Origin of the sequence: Actinophytocola xinjiangensis (genome assembly GCF_001921215.1) — a bacterium.
Classification (GTDB): domain Bacteria; phylum Actinomycetota; class Actinomycetes; order Mycobacteriales; family Pseudonocardiaceae; genus Actinophytocola; species Actinophytocola xinjiangensis.
Genome location: NZ_MSIF01000001.1, coordinates 635,701 through 651,876 on the forward strand (window position 1 = coordinate 635,701; position 16,176 = coordinate 651,876).

15 protein-coding genes are annotated in these 16,176 nt (G+C 70.7%); 3 read left to right on the forward strand and 12 right to left on the reverse strand.

All coding sequences use genetic code 11. The features are described 5' to 3' along the window. Positions 1-26 precede the first annotated feature (26 nt). The 8 genes from BLA60_RS02965 to BLA60_RS03000 are packed head-to-tail and all read right to left on the reverse strand — an operon-like array spanning position 27 to position 7,703. Positions 27-1,049, reverse strand: a complete 1,023-nt coding sequence (locus BLA60_RS02965) for an ABC transporter ATP-binding protein (protein WP_075131084.1) — start codon at positions 1,047-1,049, stop codon at positions 27-29. Further along, entirely contained in the window at positions 1,027-2,007 is a 981-nt protein-coding gene (locus tag BLA60_RS02970) for an ABC transporter ATP-binding protein (protein ID WP_075131085.1), read from the reverse strand. Before BLA60_RS02970 ends, BLA60_RS02965 begins: the two co-directional genes overlap by 23 nt. Further along, the gene (locus BLA60_RS02975; protein WP_075131086.1) at positions 2,004-2,864 is read right to left on the reverse strand and encodes an ABC transporter permease; all 861 of its coding nucleotides are present in this window, start codon (positions 2,862-2,864) and stop codon (positions 2,004-2,006) included. Before BLA60_RS02975 ends, BLA60_RS02970 begins: the two co-directional genes overlap by 4 nt. Further along, a complete protein-coding gene (locus BLA60_RS02980; RefSeq protein ID WP_075131087.1) occupies positions 2,861-3,787 on the reverse strand; it encodes an ABC transporter permease in 927 nt (308 codons plus the stop codon). The genes BLA60_RS02975 and BLA60_RS02980 overlap by 4 nt, the downstream gene beginning before the upstream one ends. Beyond that, positions 3,784-4,854, reverse strand: a complete 1,071-nt coding sequence (locus BLA60_RS02985; RefSeq protein ID WP_075131088.1) for a LacI family DNA-binding transcriptional regulator — start codon at positions 4,852-4,854, stop codon at positions 3,784-3,786. Before BLA60_RS02985 ends, BLA60_RS02980 begins: the two co-directional genes overlap by 4 nt. 23 nt (positions 4,855-4,877) lie before the next feature. Then, on the reverse strand, positions 4,878-6,389 hold the full coding sequence (locus BLA60_RS02990; RefSeq protein ID WP_075131089.1) for an ABC transporter substrate-binding protein: 1,512 nt from the start codon (positions 6,387-6,389) through the stop codon (positions 4,878-4,880). An 18-nt stretch (positions 6,390-6,407) separates the two neighbouring features. Then, on the reverse strand, positions 6,408-6,722 hold the full coding sequence (locus BLA60_RS02995) for a hypothetical protein (protein ID WP_245811794.1): 315 nt from the start codon (positions 6,720-6,722) through the stop codon (positions 6,408-6,410). Between the two features lie 27 nt (positions 6,723-6,749). Beyond that, positions 6,750-7,703: a DUF6772 family protein gene (locus BLA60_RS03000; RefSeq protein ID WP_154814071.1), complete on the reverse strand. Its 954-nt coding sequence runs from the start codon at positions 7,701-7,703 to the stop codon at positions 6,750-6,752. A gap of 316 nt (positions 7,704-8,019) precedes the next feature. On the opposite strand from BLA60_RS03000, the gene BLA60_RS03005 reads away from it, so the two are divergent. After that, positions 8,020-9,189 carry a phospholipase D-like domain-containing protein gene (locus tag BLA60_RS03005; RefSeq protein ID WP_075131091.1) on the forward strand — a complete coding sequence of 390 codons (1,170 nt, stop codon included), beginning with the start codon at positions 8,020-8,022 and terminating at the stop codon, positions 9,187-9,189. Between the two features lie 33 nt (positions 9,190-9,222). Here BLA60_RS03005 and BLA60_RS03010 read toward each other — a convergent pair whose 3' ends face one another. From BLA60_RS03010 to BLA60_RS03025, 4 genes are read right to left on the reverse strand one after another with little or no spacing between them, the layout of a single operon-like run. Beyond that, positions 9,223-10,227, reverse strand: coding sequence for a 2-hydroxyacid dehydrogenase (locus BLA60_RS03010; RefSeq protein ID WP_075131092.1), 1,005 nt, complete (start codon positions 10,225-10,227; stop codon positions 9,223-9,225). Then, a complete protein-coding gene (locus BLA60_RS03015) occupies positions 10,224-10,844 on the reverse strand; it encodes a histidine phosphatase family protein (RefSeq protein WP_075131093.1) in 621 nt (206 codons plus the stop codon). The genes BLA60_RS03010 and BLA60_RS03015 overlap by 4 nt, the downstream gene beginning before the upstream one ends. After that, positions 10,841-12,310 carry an FGGY-family carbohydrate kinase gene (locus tag BLA60_RS03020; RefSeq protein ID WP_075131094.1) on the reverse strand — a complete coding sequence of 490 codons (1,470 nt, stop codon included), beginning with the start codon at positions 12,308-12,310 and terminating at the stop codon, positions 10,841-10,843. The genes BLA60_RS03015 and BLA60_RS03020 overlap by 4 nt, the downstream gene beginning before the upstream one ends. Further along, positions 12,307-13,791 (reverse strand): FGGY-family carbohydrate kinase, encoded by a 1,485-nt coding sequence (locus tag BLA60_RS03025; protein ID WP_075131095.1) that lies wholly within the window; start codon positions 13,789-13,791, stop codon positions 12,307-12,309. The genes BLA60_RS03020 and BLA60_RS03025 overlap by 4 nt, the downstream gene beginning before the upstream one ends. Positions 13,792-13,972: 181 nt before the next feature. On the opposite strand from BLA60_RS03025, the gene BLA60_RS03030 reads away from it, so the two are divergent. Both BLA60_RS03030 and BLA60_RS03035 read left to right on the forward strand, forming a co-directional pair. Then, the gene (locus tag BLA60_RS03030) at positions 13,973-14,764 is read left to right on the forward strand and encodes a DeoR/GlpR family DNA-binding transcription regulator (protein ID WP_245811795.1); all 792 of its coding nucleotides are present in this window, start codon (positions 13,973-13,975) and stop codon (positions 14,762-14,764) included. 93 nt (positions 14,765-14,857) lie between these two features. Continuing rightward, complete coding sequence (locus BLA60_RS03035) at positions 14,858-16,168, forward strand: cytochrome P450 (RefSeq protein ID WP_075131484.1); 1,311 nt, start codon at positions 14,858-14,860, stop codon at positions 16,166-16,168. Positions 16,169-16,176: the final 8 nt, after the last annotated feature.

The following is a 16,176-nucleotide window of genomic DNA, read 5'->3' on the forward strand; positions in this document are numbered from 1 at the left end:
AGGGTTGTCCGCAAGCGGCGCCGGACTCAGCGTGCCGGATCGGCGATCCCCAGTCCGTCCAACCCGGTCGCCACCGACGCGTAGTGACAGGCGACCGGATGGCCGACCCCGCGCTCCTCCAGCGCCGGCACCTCGGTGTCGCACCGTTGCTCCGCCCGCCAGCAACGGGTGTGGAACCGACACCCGGCCGGCGGCCGTGCCGGGGACGGCACGTCACCGCGCAGCACGATCTCCTCGCCGCCCCGGTCGCGCCAGTCGTCCACGCTCGGCGCGGCCGAGAGCAGCGCCTGCGTGTACGGGTGGGCGGGGGAGGAGTAGATCTGTTCGGTCGCCCCGGTCTCCACGACCGTCCCGAGATGCATCACCGCGACCCGGTCGGCGAAGTGCCGCACCACACCGAGGTCGTGGGTGATGAACAGGTACGCCACCCCCAGCTCGTCGCGCAGCTTTCCCAGCAGCGCCAGGATCTGCGCCTGGATCGACACGTCGAGCGCGGACACCGCCTCGTCGCACACGATCAGCCGGGGCCGCACCGACAACGCCCGCGCGATGCAGATCCGCTGCCGCTGCCCGCCGGAGAACTGGTGCGGGTGGCGCGCGGCGTGCGCCGGGTTGAGCCCCACCCGTTCCAACAGCTCCGCGACCTCGGCGTCCCACCGCTCGCGCGCCACGATCCCCGGGTGGATCCGCCACGCCTCGGTGATCAGCTCGCGCACCGTCATCCTCGGGTTGAGCGAGGCGTACGGGTCCTGGAAGACCAGCTGCACCTCGCGGCGCATCGCCCGCAGCTCCCGGCGGTCCATCGAGGCCAGCGACCGCCCGGCGAACCGGACCTCACCGGACACCGGCGCCAGCAGGTTCACCACCGACCTCGCCACCGTGGACTTCCCGCACCCGGACTCGCCGACCAGGCACACCGTCTCCCCGGCGCCGACGGTGAGGTTCACCCCGTCGACCGCGCGGATCAGGCCGCGCCGGCCGAACACCCCACGGCGGGTGCGGTAGCCGGCGACCAGGTCGACCAGCTCAAGCACCGGCTGCTCGGTCATGGGCCAGCACCTCCTCGGCGAAGTGGCAGGCGCTGGTCCGGCCCGAGGGCAGCGGGCGCAGCGCGGGGGTCTCGGTGCGGCAGCGCTCCCGCGCGAACGGGCAGCGCGGGTGGAAGGCGCACCCGCTGGGCAGGGCCGTGAGGTCCGGCGGGTTGCCGTCGATGGGCCGGATACCCCGCCGGCCGGTGCGCGCCGACGGGCTCGCCGCCATCAAACCCAGCGTGTACGGGTGGGCCGGCGTGCCGTAGACCTCGGCGACCGTCCCGGACTCGACGGCCTGCCCGGCGTACATCACCACCACCGACTGGGCCGTGCGGGCCACCACCCCGAGGTCGTGGCTGATGATGATCATCGCCAGCCCAGCCCGCTGCCGCTCACGCAGCAGCCGCAGGATCTGCGCCTGCACCGTCACGTCCAGGGCGGTCGTCGGCTCGTCGGCGATCAGCAGCCTCGGCTCCAGGGCCAGCGCCATCGCGATCATCACCCGCTGGCGCATGCCGCCGGAGAACTCGTGCGGATAGGCCTTCGCGCGTTCGGCCGCGTCCGGGATACCGACCTCGGCCATCGCCTCGACCGCCCGCCCGGTGGCCACCGCGCGGGACGCACCGCGCCGCCGGCGGAACACCTCGGCGATCTGGTACCCGACGGTCAGCGACGGGTTCAGCGCGGAGAGCGGGTCCTGGAAGATCATCGCCAGTTCCTCGCCGCGCAGCCGGCGCAGCTCCTCGGGAGCCAGGTCGAGCAGGTTCACCCCGTCCAGGCTGATCTCCCCCTCGACCACCCGGGCCTGCGCCGGCAGCAGCCCCATCACCGCCAGCGAGGTGATGCTCTTGCCGCTGCCGGACTCGCCGACCACCGCCAGCGTCTGTCCCTTCCCGACGGTCAGGGACACGCCCCGCACCGCCCGCAGCTCACCGAAGGCCACCTGGAGCCCGGACACCTCGAGCAACGCGCTCACCTGGCCGCCACCTCCTTCGCCGGGGCCGAACCGTCACCGGCGCGGTCACCGAGCAGGCCGATACAGATGACCACCAGCGTCAGCGCGATCCCGGGAACCGCGGCGATCCACCACGCGCTGGCCAGGTAGTCGCGGCCGTTGGCGATCGTCGACCCCCAGGACGCCTGGTCCAGCGGCACGCCGAGGCCGAGGAAGCTCAACGCCGCCTCGGCCACCATCGTCAGGCCGACCTGGACGGTCGAGGCGACCATCAGCGGCTGCACGCACGACGGCAGGATGTAGTGCACCAGGATCCGCAGGTCACTGGCCCCCATGACCTTCGCCGACTCGACGAACTCCCGCCCCCGGGTGGTCAGCGCCGAACCGCGCACCACCCGCGCGAAGATCACCCACCGGGTCACCGCCAGCGCGACGATCACGTTGGTCAGACTCGGGCCAAGCGCCCCGGCCAGCAGGATCGCCAGCAGGATGCTGGGGAACGCGAGCTGCATGTCGCCGATGCGCGAGATCACCGCGTCCAGCCAGCCACCGTAGTAGCCGGCGACCAGGCCAAGCACCAGGCCAACCAGACCGCCGACGACGACCACGGTGATCCCCACCAGCAGCGACACCCGCGAACCGGCGATCACCTGGCGCAGCACGTCCCGGCCGTTCTGGTCGGTGCCGAACAGCGCGAAGCTGCCGTCCGAGGCCGTGCTGAACGGCGGCAGCAGCCGGTCGCCGACGCGGGTCGCGACGCTGTCGTAGGGCAGCAGCAGCGGCCCGAGCACGGCGATCAGCACGAACAGCCCGAGCACGGTCGCGGCCACGGCCGGGCCGACGCCCAGGCGCCGGCGCACGGCGGACCTCTCGCTCATACCGTCTCCAGCGTGACTCGGGGGTCCAGGGCGAAGTAGAGCAGGTCGACCACGAGGTTGAGTCCGATGTAGAACACCGCGATCAGGATGATCGCCGCCTCGGCCACCGCGTAGTCCCGGTTCTGGATCGACTCGATCATCAGCGAACCGATGCCCGGCCAGGCGAACACCTGCTCGATGATCACCGCGTCGGCGATGAAGTTGCCCAGGATCAGTCCGAGCACGGTGATCACCGGCGTGAGCGTGTTGCGCAGCACGTGGATGTTGAACACCACCCGCTCGGACAGGCCCTTGGACCGCGCGGTGCGCACGTAGTCGCGTCCGAGCTCCTCCAGGGTGCCGTTGCGCACCAGCCTGGCCAGCCACCCCAGGAAGGGCAGGGCGAGGGTGAACGCCGGCAGCACCAGCGCCAGCGCCGAGCCGTCCGCGGTGGCCGGCAGGATGTTCAGCGTCCGGGAGAAGATCAGCACCAGCATGATGCCCACCCAGAACGCCGGCAGCGCCTGCCCGGTCAGCGAGAAGTACGACACCGCCCGGTCGGCCAACTTTCCCTTGTGCCGCGCGGCGTACACGCCCAGCGGGAAGCCCAGCGCCAGGGTGAACAGCAGCGCGAAGCCGGCCAGGGTGATGGTCGCCGGCAACCGGTCGAGCACCGCGGCGAACGCGTCGCCGCCCAGCCGCCACGAGTCGCCGAAGTCCAGCCGGACGATCTCGCCGAGGTGCCGCGCGTACTGCGCCAGCAGCGGGTCGCTCAAGCCCATCTCGTCACGCTTGGCCGCCAGTTCCTGCGCGGTGGCCTGGCTGCCGAGGATCAGCGCGGCGGGATCGCCGGGGATGACCCGCAGCACGAGGAACACGATGGTCACCGCGCCGAACAGCAGCAGCACGGCCTGCGCCAGCCGGCGCACGAGGTAGCCGATCACGTCACCAGCGCCTGTTCGTCCCGCCGGCTCGACGTGCGCACGACGAGCTCGGCCGGCAGCCGCCGCTTGTCCGCCCGGTCATGGTCGTCCTGTCCTCTCATCCGGCTGACCAGCAGGTCGACCGCCGACGTGCCGATCTCCGCCGCCGGCAGCGCGACGGTGGTCAGCGACGGGTTGAGGTAGGCGGCGAACGGGTGGTCGCCGAACCCGCCGACCAGCACGTCCTCGCCGACCCGCAGGCCAGCCTCGGTGAGCGCCCGGTACACCCCGAGCGCGAAGTAGTCGTTGCCGACCATGAACGCGTCCGGCAGGTCGCCGCCACGCACGATGTCCTGCGCCAGGTGGTAGGCGTCGGCCGGCTCCCAGGGCAGGGCCAGCGACGCGCGCCGCCGGGTCGGCACCGAACGCACCCGGTCGGCCCCGGCCGGCAGCCCGGCCTCGGTGAGCGCGCGCAGGAAACCGGCCGTCCGGTCGGCGACCGGGGAGATCGGCAGGTCCTCCTCCAGCAGGCACACCGTGCGCGCACCGGCCTCGACCAGGTGCCGCGCCGCGGTGTACGCGCCCAGTTCGTAGTCGACCCCGATGCAGTCCAGGTCCAGCCCCGGCAGGTCCCGGTTGAGGCACACCAGCGGGATGCCCGACTCGGGCAGCCGCTCCCAGTGCTCGCCGTCGCCCTGCACCGCCGGCACGATCAGCGCGCCGTCCACGCCCCAGCGCAGCAGCGTCTGGGCCGCGGTCTGGTCACCGTCCGGGCTCTCCTCGTTGACCAGCAGCATCAGCGAGTACCCGTAGCCCCGGCCACGGTGCTCGATCGCGCTGATCAGCCTGGCGTAGAACGGGTTGGACGGGTTGGTGATGACCAGACCGATGGTCATCGCCGAGCCGAGGACGAGGGAGCGTGCCATCGGGTTGGGCACGTACCCGAGGCGCTGGGCCTCGGCCTTGATCCGTGCCCTGGTGGCCTCGCTGACGCTGTCCTTGTCGGTCAGCGCGCGGGAGACCGTGTTCACGGACACCCCGAGCGAACGCGCGATGTCCTTGAGCGTGACCCGCCGAGAATCCACCATTGACCCTCCCTCGTCCCGGATGCTCAGCCGACGGTGACGCCACGCAGGTCGGGCTGGTTGCTCGGCGCCGGCTGGAAGTTCCGCACCGTACTGCGTAGCCCGTAGGTACTGATCAGCGCGGCCGGGAAGATCCCCACGGCGTCCTCCCAGATGATCTTGCACGCCTGCGCGTACAGGTCACCCCTCCTCGCCTGGTCGGAGTCCTCGTGGGCTTGGCGCAGGATGTCGTCCAGCGCCGGGTTGCGGTAGCCCATCCGGTCGGCGGCCGAGTCGTAGAGCCGGCCGAGGGTGAAGTCCGCGTCCCCCGTGGTGACCGTGTTGGTCTGGAGGTCCATGTCGAACTCCTTCTCGTTGAGCCGGCGCAGCCACTCCGCCTTCTCCACGTTCTGCGCCTCGACCGTGACGCCGATCTTGGCCCAGTCGGAGATCATCGCCTGGGCGAGCCCGTCGGCCAGCGGCCCGGTGTCGCTGAACCACATCAGCGACGTGCGGAAACCGTCGCCCAGCCCGGCCTCGGTCAGCGCGCGCTTGGCCGCCTCCGGGTCGTGGGCGTAGGGCTGCTGCTCGGCGTGGCCGAACGCGGTCGACGGGATCGGTGAGGTCATCACCTCGGCGCCGTCACCGAACAGGTTCTTCACGATCCCGGCGACGTCCACCGCCTGCCACATGGCCCGCCGGACCCGGGGGTCGTCGAACGGTGCCTTGCCGCAGTTGAACCAGTTGAAGTAGTAGACGTAGCTGGGGACGGTCTCCAGCGTGATGCCCTCGACGCCCTCCAGCTCCCGCAGCTGGTCGGGCGGCACCGGCCACAGGATGTCCAGGTCGCCGGTGCGCAGCGCGGTGATCTGGCTGGAGGTCTCCGGCAGGTAGGGCAGCGAGACCTCCTTGAGCTTGGGCTTGCCGCTCCAGTGCTCCACGGAGGTCAGCGCCAGCTCGTCGGCCGGGGTGAACGACTCGACCTTGAACGGTCCGCTGCCGACGGGCTTGGCGAAGAAGCCCTCGGTGTTCATCGTGGCCGCCGGCAGGATGAACATCAGCGACAGGTTGACCAGCATCGTGCCGAGCGGTCGCTCGGTGGTGATGGTGAGCGTGGTGTCGTCGCTCGCCTCGACCGAGGACACCGTGGCCCACAGCGCGGACTGGGCGGTGTTGGCCGCCTTCACCCGCTCCAGCGAGGCCTTGACGTCGGCCGCGGTCAGCGGGGTGCCGTCGTGGAACTTCACGTCGCCGCGCAGCGTGAACACCCACGTGTTGTCGTCCGGCTGCTCCCACGACTGCGCGACCGCCGGTTCCAGCTCCTCGCCGTTGCGGCGGATGAGCGTGTCGTAGATGAGCCGGCCGGCCAGCAGCGACGCCTCGTCCACACTGGACGGACCGTGCGGGTCGAGGTCGTTGATCGGCTGGCTGAACGCCGCCCGTAACGCTGTCTGGGCCGCGGTTTCGTCACCGCCGCCGACGCTGCAGGCGGCCAGGTAGGTGCCTGCCAGTCCGATACCGCTGATCTTGAGGAAGCTACGCCGGTTGTACCTGGTCACTGTGAGTCCTTCCACTGCTCAGTCCTTGAGCGTGAGGTAGATCAGCACCTTCGCTGATCGGTCTGCCCCCTCGACGGACCCCCGAATCCGCAACCACTGCCCGAACTCGCGCACCGGCCAGGACACCAGTCCCTCGCCCTGCGCGGTCTGCTCCTGGCCTTCGGCGTCGCACCAGTGCAGGCCGTCCGGGGACACCTGCGTGGTGAACACCACCTTCGTGTCCGGAGTGGACGACTCGAGCACCCTGACGAACCAGCGTGCCTCGGCGGCCCACCCGGTCTCGTACGGCTCGGTGGTGAAGTCCCCGGTCAGGACGGTGTAACGCTCGAGCACCGCTGCTTGCGACTGTCGCATGAGGACCTACCAATCCACCGAGACGAGCACCGAGTCCAGGAACAGGAAGTTCCGGACACCGGTGTGGGTACGGGCACTGACGTAGAAGTTGAGGAGGTTGTCCAGCGAGTCGTAGCGCTCCTCGTACACCGGCACCGGGACGTCGCGCAGGTCGTACACGCGGTCGTTGACCTGGAGCTCGATGTTCTTCCGCGCCTCGGTGTCGATCTGCCAGCGCAGGTAGTGCCAGTTGACCTTGGTCGGAACCTCGTTGTAGCAGAAGGACTGCGACTCGCCGATCTGGCGCCAGTCCTGCGGGTTGGGGGCGGTGAAGTCGTCGGTGGCGGCGAGCTTGGCCTTGCCCTCCAGGTGCTCGCGCGGGGTCGGCTCCGGTACCACCGGGTACATCCAGCGCCGGGTGAACTGGTTGTCCAGATCGGTGTTCTGGTACCGCATCACGGTGTGGTACCGCTCGCCCCGGTCGTCGCAGATGTCGGTGGCGATGGTGAACGCGCCGAACTGCTGCTCGGAGGGGTGGATGTTGCCGTCCCAGTCGCCGGCACCGGCCTGGGTGGACGCCCCGTTCTCCTCGGAGGCGGCCTCGGCCTTGTAGGTGAAGTAGGTCTCGAACTGGACGCGGCCCTTCTTGGCCATGGTGAGCCGGCGGATCGCGACCGCGGTGTGGCCGGTGACCGGCCGGGTGGCGACCTTGAGGGCGTAGGTGCCGGTCATGGCGCCGTGGGTGCCGACGTCGAAGAAGGTGCACGAGCTCAGCTGCGGGGGGCGGAAGTCACGCATGTGGTCGTCGACGGTGTCGAGGTTGCCCTCGCCGTCGTGGTTGCCGATCAGCTCGGTCCAGCCGTGGGTTCCGCTGTTGAACTGGTCGAACACGAGGATGCGGGACAGCGGGTTGTACCGGGACAGCACCGGGTCCGCGTCGAGCATCGCCCGGCGCAGGTGCCCGGCGATGGCCGTGTCCATCGTCGTGTCAGAGGTGGGACTACCCAAGGTGTCAGCTCCTGATGAAGATAGGGGCGCCACACGGGGATGAACGTTCACGTGAGCGCTAATTGAAGTGCCGTGAACGTTAACTGCGGATTGCCAGCCTGTCAAAGACCACTTCGGACTGAACCGGTACGGAGAAGCTACGCCCCCTTGACGACCTCGCGACAGCGCACGTAACGTGCTGACAATCACCTCAAGTAACGTTAACTTGAGGGCTCAACTATGCGCGCGTCGCGCGCTCGGCAACCCCACGTACCCCGGTGCGCTCCTGCCCGGACGAAAGGGAAAACTCATGCGTGTCACAGGTTTGCTGCTGTCCGCCGCCGTCGTCGCGACCCTCGCGGTCGTGCCGTCGGCCGGCTCGGCGGTCGCCGACAACACCGACCGCCCCTGCCGGGACGCCCCGGCGGTGCCGGTACGCACCGGCGCGGTGTTCAACGACCCGGTGGGCGGTGACCCGACGGCGATCGTGCGCCAGATCTGCACCCTGGTCCAGCAGGCGCCGGCCGGTTCACGGATCCGCATCGCCCACTTCGTCGTCTCCGGCGACGCCGGAGCCGACTTCGCCACCGAGCTGATCGCGGCCAAGCGCCGAGGTGTGGACGTCCAACTGGTACTCGACGGCTGGCAGGACGACACGCCGGCCGCGGAGTCCCTGCGCGCCGAACTCGGCACCGACGAGTCCCGGGCCTCGTGGCTGCACGTGTGCTCGCGGGTGTCACCGGAGGGCAACACGTCTTCGTGCATCGGGACCAAGGGACAGCACAACAAGTTCTACCTGTTCTCCCGGACCGGTGGGGCGTCGGACGTCGTCGTACAGTCCTCGGCGAACTTCACCGACCTGAACTCCCGGACGTACTGGAACAACGCGACCACGCTGGTGGGCAACAAGAAGCTCTACCGGGCGTACAACGAGTACTTCGAGGACCTGGCCGCCGAACGGGCCACCGACGACTACTACCGCACCGTCAGCTCCGGGATGGAGGGCGGAATGGTCCGCGCGTACTTCTTCCCGCGCGCCGAGGGCGACCACGTGACCGAGATCCTGGACAAGGTCGACTGCCGAGGCGGGACGAAGATCCAGATCGGCATGTCGGAGATCGACGCGTACCGGATCGGGATCGTGCGACGGCTGGTCGAGCTGTCCGGTCAGGGTTGTGTGGTCCGGGTGGTGCACGGGCTGGTCGACCAGGTCGTGCTGGACACGCTGGCGGCCGATCCGACCATCGAGGTCCGCGCGCTGGAGTCGTCCGACGAACTGCCGGGCCGCATCCACTCGAAGTACTTCCTGATCGACGGCCGGTACGACGGCAAGCCGGGACGCTGGGTGTTCACCGGCAGCCCGAACTGGAACCACACCTCGTTGCGCCGCAACGACGAGGCGATGATCCAGACCAACATCCGCGTCGTTCACGACGCCTACTCGGCGAACTTCGAGCACATGTTCGCCAGCGCCGTCTGATTCGTGGCGTGGTGGTGTCCACCGCCGGATCCGTCACACCGCGTTGACCACGGGCTCCCCCCGCAGAAACCGCGCCGCGTCAGCCGCGACCGTGTTCGCCGCGTTGTGCGCGGTCTGCCGGCTGGCGCCGGCGAGATGCGGTGTGACGACGAACCCGGGGGTACGCAACAACCGCGAGTCAGCGGGAACCGGCTCCCTCGGGAACACGTCAACCGCCACCGCGAACAGGTGACCGGAGTCCAGCGCATCGCAGGCGGCGTCGTAGTCGAGCAGCCCGCCCCGGGCACAGTTGACCAGAATCCCCCCAGCCGGCATCAGCGCGATCTCGGAGGCGCCGATCAGCCCACGGTTGTCCGCGGTCAGCCGCGCGTGCAGCGACACCACCTGGGACCGGCCCAGCAGTTCGGGCAGGGGAACGGACTCGACAGCCGGATCCGACAGGTACGGGTCGTGAACGAGAACCTCGGCGCCGAACCCCCTGAGGATCGCCGCGACGCGCCGGCCGATGGCGCCGTGACCGACCAGCCCCACCGTCGCCCCGGCGAGTTCCAGGCCGACCTGGTCGTAACGGTAGTAGTCCCCGCGCCAGACGCCGGTCCGGAGCTCCTCGTGGGTGGCGGGGATACGCCGTGCGGCCGCGAGGATCAGCGCGATGGTGTGCTCGGCGGTCGCCTCGGCGTTGCGGCCGGGGGCGTTGGTCACGGTGACGCCATGGCGCCGGGCGGCGTCGAGGTTGACGTTGACCGGGCCGCCCCGGCCGACGCCGAAGAAGCGGAGGTCGGGGCAGGCGGCGAGGACGCGTTCGGTGAGGGGGGCGAACTGGGTGACGCAGACGGCGACACCGTCGAGCGCGGCGATGAGGTGGTCCTCGTCGCCGCTGGCCTCGTCCACTTCGGCGATGGCGCGGAAGGGTTCCACGGGCCAGGGGAGTTCGAGGGAGGTGATCTCGTGGCCCGTGCCCAGGTGGCGGTGGAGTGCGTCGACGAACAGGGAGCTGCGGACGAACAGGTCGCCGGCGGCCAGGATGCGGACGGTCATGCACTCTCCTCGACGGGACGGTTGAGTTCGATGAGGGCCGCTGGGCGGCGGGATCCGTCCCAGCGCAGGGTGGTGAGGGCGCAGTTCCCGACGGCGGGGAACACCCTGCGGTAGTGGCGTAGGGGTAGGTCGAGCAGGTGACAGACCAGCAGCCGCAGGAGGGTGGAGTGGCTGATGACGAGGATCCGCCCGTCGGGGTGGATGGTGGCGAGTTCGGTGAGGCAGGCGGCGGCGCGGTGGGCGGCGTCGGTGGGGTGTTCGCCGTCGGGGAAGTGGTTGTCGACCGGGTTTTCCTCGAAAGCTGTTCTGATGTGGGGAAAACGGGCGGTCATGTCGGCGGCGGTGAGACCTTCGCCCTGGCCGAAGTCGATCTCGATGAGGCGGTCGTCGGTGTGCGGGGGCAGGCCGGTGGCGGTGGCGGCGGGGGCGCCGGTGTCGCGGCAGCGGGTGAGCGGTGAGGTGTGCAGGGCGGTGAGGCCGGCGGTGGCGGCCCAGCGTCCGAGCCGGCGGGCCTGGTGGTGGCCGTGTTCGGTGAGCGGGACGTCGGTGCGGCCGGCGTAGCGGTTGGTGGCGTGCCAGGTGGTTTCGCCGTGGCGGACGAGGACGAACTCGGTCACGGGTGGCTCCTCGCGGTGGCGTGGTCGGCCAGTTCGGTGGGGAGCCAGCCGTGGCGGTGGAGGGCGTCGACGAGGGTGCGGTAGCCCTGCGCGAGGACGTCCTGGTGGTCGGGGTTGGGCAGATAGGTGTCGTGGTGGTGGGTGTGGTGGCGGGCGGCGTCGGTCAGCGGGCGGCCGTTGGCGCGGGCGAGCAGGGCCATGCCGGCGGCGGGGTCGGCGTCGTGGGGGACGTGGACGGGCCGGCCGAGGGTGTCGGCGCGGAGCTGGTTCCAGTAGCGGCTGCGGGTGGCGCCGCCGGTGAGGCGCAGGGTGCCGTGGGTGGGGGCGCCGAGCAGGTCGAGGTAGTCGAAACAGAGCCGTTCGGTGAAGGCGACGCCGCGGAGGATGGCCAGGTAGTCGTCGAGGTGGTCGCGGGGTCGGCCGGTGGTGATGGCGTGCGCGTCGGGTGCGGCGAAGGGGAAGCGTTCACCGGGGGAGACGAGCGGGTAGGTGGCCAGGGTGGTGTGGGGGCGGGCGGCGGCCTGGGCGTCGAGTTGGGTGAGGTCGTGGTCGCCGAAGTGGGCGGTGAGCGCGCCGGCGCCGACGCTGGACGCGCCACCGGGCAGCCACAGGCCGTCCGGGTGGCGGTGGGAGTAGACGACGCCGAGGGGGTCGTGGAGGCGCTGCGGGGTGACGCCTTTGACGACGAGGGTGGTGCCCAGCACGGTGTTCCAGGAGCCGGTGTCGATCGTTCCCGAGCCGACCAGCGCGGCGCAGCCGTCGGTCATGCCGGCGACGACGGGGGTGCCGGCGGGGATCCCGGTGGGGCTGTCGGCGGGGATCGTGCCGACGGTCGTGCCGGGGCGGACCACGGTGGGGAGGGTGTCGGGGGGGACGTCGAGGGCGGCGAGCAGTTCGTGGGGCCACTGTTCGGTGTCGAGGTCGTAGCCGGTCTTGAGGGCGTTGCTGGAGTCGGCGGGGGTGATGGTGCCGGTGAGTTTGCCGGTGAGGAAGTCGGCCTGGTGGGCGAGGGCGGCGGGACCTCGGGTGGTGGCGAGCAGCCGCAGGAGTTTGGGCAGCGCCCAGGACGGCTGGGGGCGGTAGCCGAGCCGGTCCCAGAGTGAGGTGCCGGCGTGGCTGGCGCGGAGGGCTTCGGCGGTGGCGCGGCCGTCGTCGTACATGAGGCCGGGGGTGAGGGGGTTTCCGGTGGTGTCGGTGAGCAGGATGGTGCCGGACGTGGCGCACAGCGCCACACCGAGGACCGGTTGGTCACCGAGGACCGCGGTGACCTGTCGGGTGGCGTGGGTGAGGGCGGTCCACCACTGGTGGGGGTCCTGTTCGTGGCGGTTGCCGTCGCGGTGGCTGTGCAGCGGATGGCTGCCGGTGGCGAGGATGGTGCCGGTGTGGTCGGTGGCGACGCAGCGGACGCTCTGGGTGCCGACGTCGATGCCGAGCGAGATCTCGGCCGGGATGGCGTTGGTGGTCATGGTTGGTGTTTCGCGTGTTGGGTCCAGCCGGGGGTGGTGGTGGCGCGGAGTTGTTGGAACAGGTCGTAGCGGTGGGTGTGGTGCTGGTGGCGAGTGGCGTCGGGGTGGTGGGTGCCGGTGATGCGGACGTGGTCGTTGGCCGCGGCGGTGATGGTGGGGTAGGTGCCGGTGGCGACGAGGCCGGTGAGGTGGGCGCCCTTGGCGCCGACCTCGGTGTCGGTGGAGGTGGCGACCGGCAGGCCGGTGACGTCGGCGATGAGTTGGCACCAGAAGGGGTTGCGGGCGCCGCCGCCGGTGACGCGGAGTTCGGTGAGGTCGGTGCCGGTGTGGTCGAGGCAGTCGCGGATGACCATGGTCAGTCCGTCGAAGACGGCGCGGGCGACGTGGGGGCGTTGGTGTTCGAGGGTGAGGCCCCAGAAGGTGCCCCGGGCGTGCGGGTTGAGGAAGGGGGCGCGTTCGCCGGCGGGGGACAGGTAGGGCAGCAGGAGGGGGTCGTCGGGGCGTGGCGGGGCGGATTCGGCGAGGTCGGCCAGGTCGCGCGGGTGGTTGAGGCCGAGCAGGGCGGTGGCCCAGTCGAGGACCTCGGTGCCGGCGAGGGTGGGGTAGGCGCGCAGGACGTCGGTGGCGGTGTCGAGGGCGACGGTGAGGCCGGCGGGGGTGCCGGTGGTGTCGGGGCGGTCGCGGACGATCTCGGTGCACAGGGTGGTGCCGAGGATGGTGGCTGCCTGGCCGGGTTGGGTGGCGCCGGCGCCGAGGGCGGTGGCGGCGATGTCGTAGGGGGCCAGGACGACGGGGGTGCCGGCGGGGAGGCCGAGTTGGTGGGCGGCGGTGGCGGTGAGGGGGGCGGCGCGCTGGTGGGATGGGGTGAGGTCGGGGAGCAGGCGGGCGGCCCAGTCGAGGTCGTGCAGGGCGAGCAGGTCGGGGGAGTACCGGCGGGTGGTCGCGTCGAGGAAGGGGGTGGAGGCGTCGGAGAGGTCGGCGGTGAGGCGGCCGGTGGCCTGGTGGTAGAGCCAGCCGCCGCAGTAGAGGGCGGTGGCGGAGTCGCGCAGGCGGTCGGGGTCGTGCCGGTCGAGCCAGGTGAGGATGGCGTGCGGGAGGCCGGAGAAGCCGAGGGATCCGTTGATGCGGAAGGCCTGTTCGGTGACTCCGGTGTCGCGCCAGGTCTCGACGATGGAGGCGGCGCGGCCGTCGGACCAGAGGATCGCCGGGCCGGTCGGCTGGCCGTGGGCGTCGACGAGCCAGCAGCCGTCGCCCTGGGCGGTGATCGCCAGGAAAGTGATGTCCTCGTTGACGGTGGACAGTGCGGTGCGGACGGCGGTGGTGGCGGCGTCCCACACCGAGCGCATGTCCTGTTCCGCCCAGCCGGGATGGGGCCGGTGAACGGTGGTGGGTTGTCGGGCGACGGCGATCTCGGTGCCGTCGTCGTCGAAGACGACGGCCTTGATCATGGAGGTGCCGGCGTCGATCGCCACGGTGGCCATGGGTCGCTCCTTCCCGGTGCCCTGCGGTAGGGCTAGCAGAGCGTGTGCGGGTGGGCCGCGCAACCGCGGTGGGGTTTCCCTCACGGGTTGGCAGGTAGATCACGTTAATGTCGTTGCTGAGCGCCCTGATCAGGGCAATGTCGCTGTGATAACTTCACATTTCCTAACACGAGGAGGGGCGGTGGGGAGCGAGCGGGCGGCGGTGCGGGTGGCGCGGCGTGATCGGGTGCGGGAGCGGGTCGGTGCGGCGGGGTTCGTGCGCGCGGACGTGCTGGCCGAGGAGTTCGGGGTCAGCCTGATGACGATCCACCGGGACCTGGACGCGTTGCAGGCCGAGGGTTGGTTGCGCAAGGTGCGGGGCGGGGCGACGAGCGTGCCCTCGGCGGTGTTCCACGGTGACGTCGCGGCGCGGATGGCGACGGCGCCGGAGGTGAAGCGGGCGTTGGCGGCGGCGGCACTGGAGTTGGTCTCGCCGGGCGAGACGGTCATGGTGGACGAGTCGACGACCTGCCTGCACCTGGCGCAGCGGCTGGCGGAGCGGGTGCCACTCACGGTGATCACGCACTTCCAGCCGGTGATCGGGATGTTGGCCGGAGTGCCCGGAGTGACGTTGATCGGGCTGGGCGGCGAGTACTTCCCGGCCTATGACGCGTTCCTCGGCCTGTACACGGCGGAGGGCGTGACGAAAGTGCGCGCGGACACGGTGTTCCTGTCGACGACCGCGGTGTCACGGGGCCGGTGCTATCACCAGTCGCAGGCGACGATCCAGGTCAAGCGGGCGATGATGGAGGCGGCGTCGCGGCGGGTGTTGCTCGTGGATCACTCGAAGTTCGTGCGGCAGGGGTTGTACGCGTTGGCGCCGCTGACCGATTTCGACCTGGTGTTGGCGGACGAGGGGTTGCCGGCGGCGCAGCGTCGGCGGATCCGGGACGCGGGTGTGCCACTCACGACGGTGCCGGTCCCGGTACGGTAGTGGTACTCGCGTGTACCGCAGTGATTGGGGGAGCCCGTGACCATCTCCAAGCCCGTCAGGCAGACGCGGACCCGGACGCCGTCGCGGTCCGCGGTGGTGGACCGGGTCGGGACACTGGCCAAACCGGCGGTGCGGTGGGGGGTGCAGCACGGCCTGACGAAGTTGGCGCTGCGGGCCGGCGCGCTGCGCGGAGACCTGCAGTCGCGGCTGTTCCACGAGGCGGCGACCTCGCCGAACCTGGCCCTCGGCGGGCTGTTCGACGAGATCCGGGCGGCCGGGCCGCTGTACCGGGGCGGTTTCGCCTACCTGACGACCCACCACGCGGTGGTCCGGGAGGTGCTGACCAGCAACGACTTCCGCGCCGGGATCACCCCGGGCACCGGGATGCTCGCGCGGCTCAACCAGTGGGCGGCCGTCGAGGTGATGAGCCCGATGGCACCGCCGTCGCTGCTGGTCACCGAACCGCCGGACCACACCCGGCTACGCAAACTGGTGACCAGGGTGTTCACCGTGCGGGCCGTGGAAGGGCTGCGGGCGCGCACCGAACAGATCGCCAACGAACTGCTCGACCAGCTCGACCCGAGCGATCCCGTGGACCTGGTCGACACCTACTGCGGGGTCCTGCCGGTGACGGTCATCGCCGAGATCCTCGGAGTACCCGAGGACCAGCGGCCCCGGATGCACGCGCTGGCCAACGCGGCGGCACCGAGCCTGGAGATGGGGTTGGGCTGGCGGCAGTTCCAGGACGTCAACAACGCCCTGGCGGGATTCGACAACTGGTTGACCGGGCACCTGGACAACGTTCGTGCCGAGCCGGGGGACAACCTGCTCAGCCAACTGGTGGCCGCCCGTGAGGACGGTGTCGGCCTCACCGATCTGGAACTGCGGGCCACGGCCGGACTGGTCCTGGGCGCCGGCTTCGAGACGACGGTGAACCTGCTGGGCAACGGGATCGCGTTACTCCACGACAACCCTTCGCAGTTGGAGGTGTTGCGGGACGATCCCTCGGTGTGGCCCAACGCCGTCGACGAGATCCTGCGGATGGATCCGCCGGTGATGCTGACCGGGCGTACGTGTGCGCGGGACACCGAGGTGGCGGGGGTGCGGGTTCCTCGGGGAGCGGTGGCGACGCTCATCCTGGCCGGCGCCAACCGTGACCCGGAGGTGTTCGACAACCCGGCTCTGTTCGACGTTCGTCGGGCCAACGCTCGGGAGCACATCTCGTTCTCCGCCGGGCGTCACTACTGCCTTGGCGCGGCGTTGGCCCGGATGGAGGGCGAGGTGGGGTTGCGGACGTTGTTCGAGAGGTTCCCCGGGTTGCGCCTTTCTGGTGGGGCGGTACACCGGTCCTCGCGGATCCTTCGCGGGTACCGGCATCTGCCAGGAGTTCTCCGGCCTGCCTGAGTTTGTCG

What these genes read in the sequence shown, in the direction of transcription:
- BLA60_RS03025 (WP_075131095.1), bottom strand. Translation starts at nt 13,791, where the DNA reads ATGGCCACCGTGGCGATCGACGCCGGCACCTCCATGATCAAGGCCGTC.
- BLA60_RS03020 (WP_075131094.1), bottom strand. Translation starts at nt 12,310, where the DNA reads ATGACCACCAACGCCATCCCGGCCGAGATCTCGCTCGGCATCGACGTC.
- BLA60_RS02975 (WP_075131086.1), bottom strand. Translation starts at nt 2,864, where the DNA reads ATGAGCGAGAGGTCCGCCGTGCGCCGGCGCCTGGGCGTCGGCCCGGCC.
- BLA60_RS03000 (WP_154814071.1), bottom strand. Translation starts at nt 7,703, where the DNA reads ATGGACACGGCCATCGCCGGGCACCTGCGCCGGGCGATGCTCGACGCG.
- BLA60_RS03005 (WP_075131091.1), top strand. Translation starts at nt 8,020, where the DNA reads ATGCGTGTCACAGGTTTGCTGCTGTCCGCCGCCGTCGTCGCGACCCTC.
- BLA60_RS03010 (WP_075131092.1), bottom strand. Translation starts at nt 10,227, where the DNA reads ATGACCGTCCGCATCCTGGCCGCCGGCGACCTGTTCGTCCGCAGCTCC.
- BLA60_RS02965 (WP_075131084.1), bottom strand. Translation starts at nt 1,049, where the DNA reads ATGACCGAGCAGCCGGTGCTTGAGCTGGTCGACCTGGTCGCCGGCTAC.
- BLA60_RS02985 (WP_075131088.1), bottom strand. Translation starts at nt 4,854, where the DNA reads ATGGTGGATTCTCGGCGGGTCACGCTCAAGGACATCGCGCGTTCGCTC.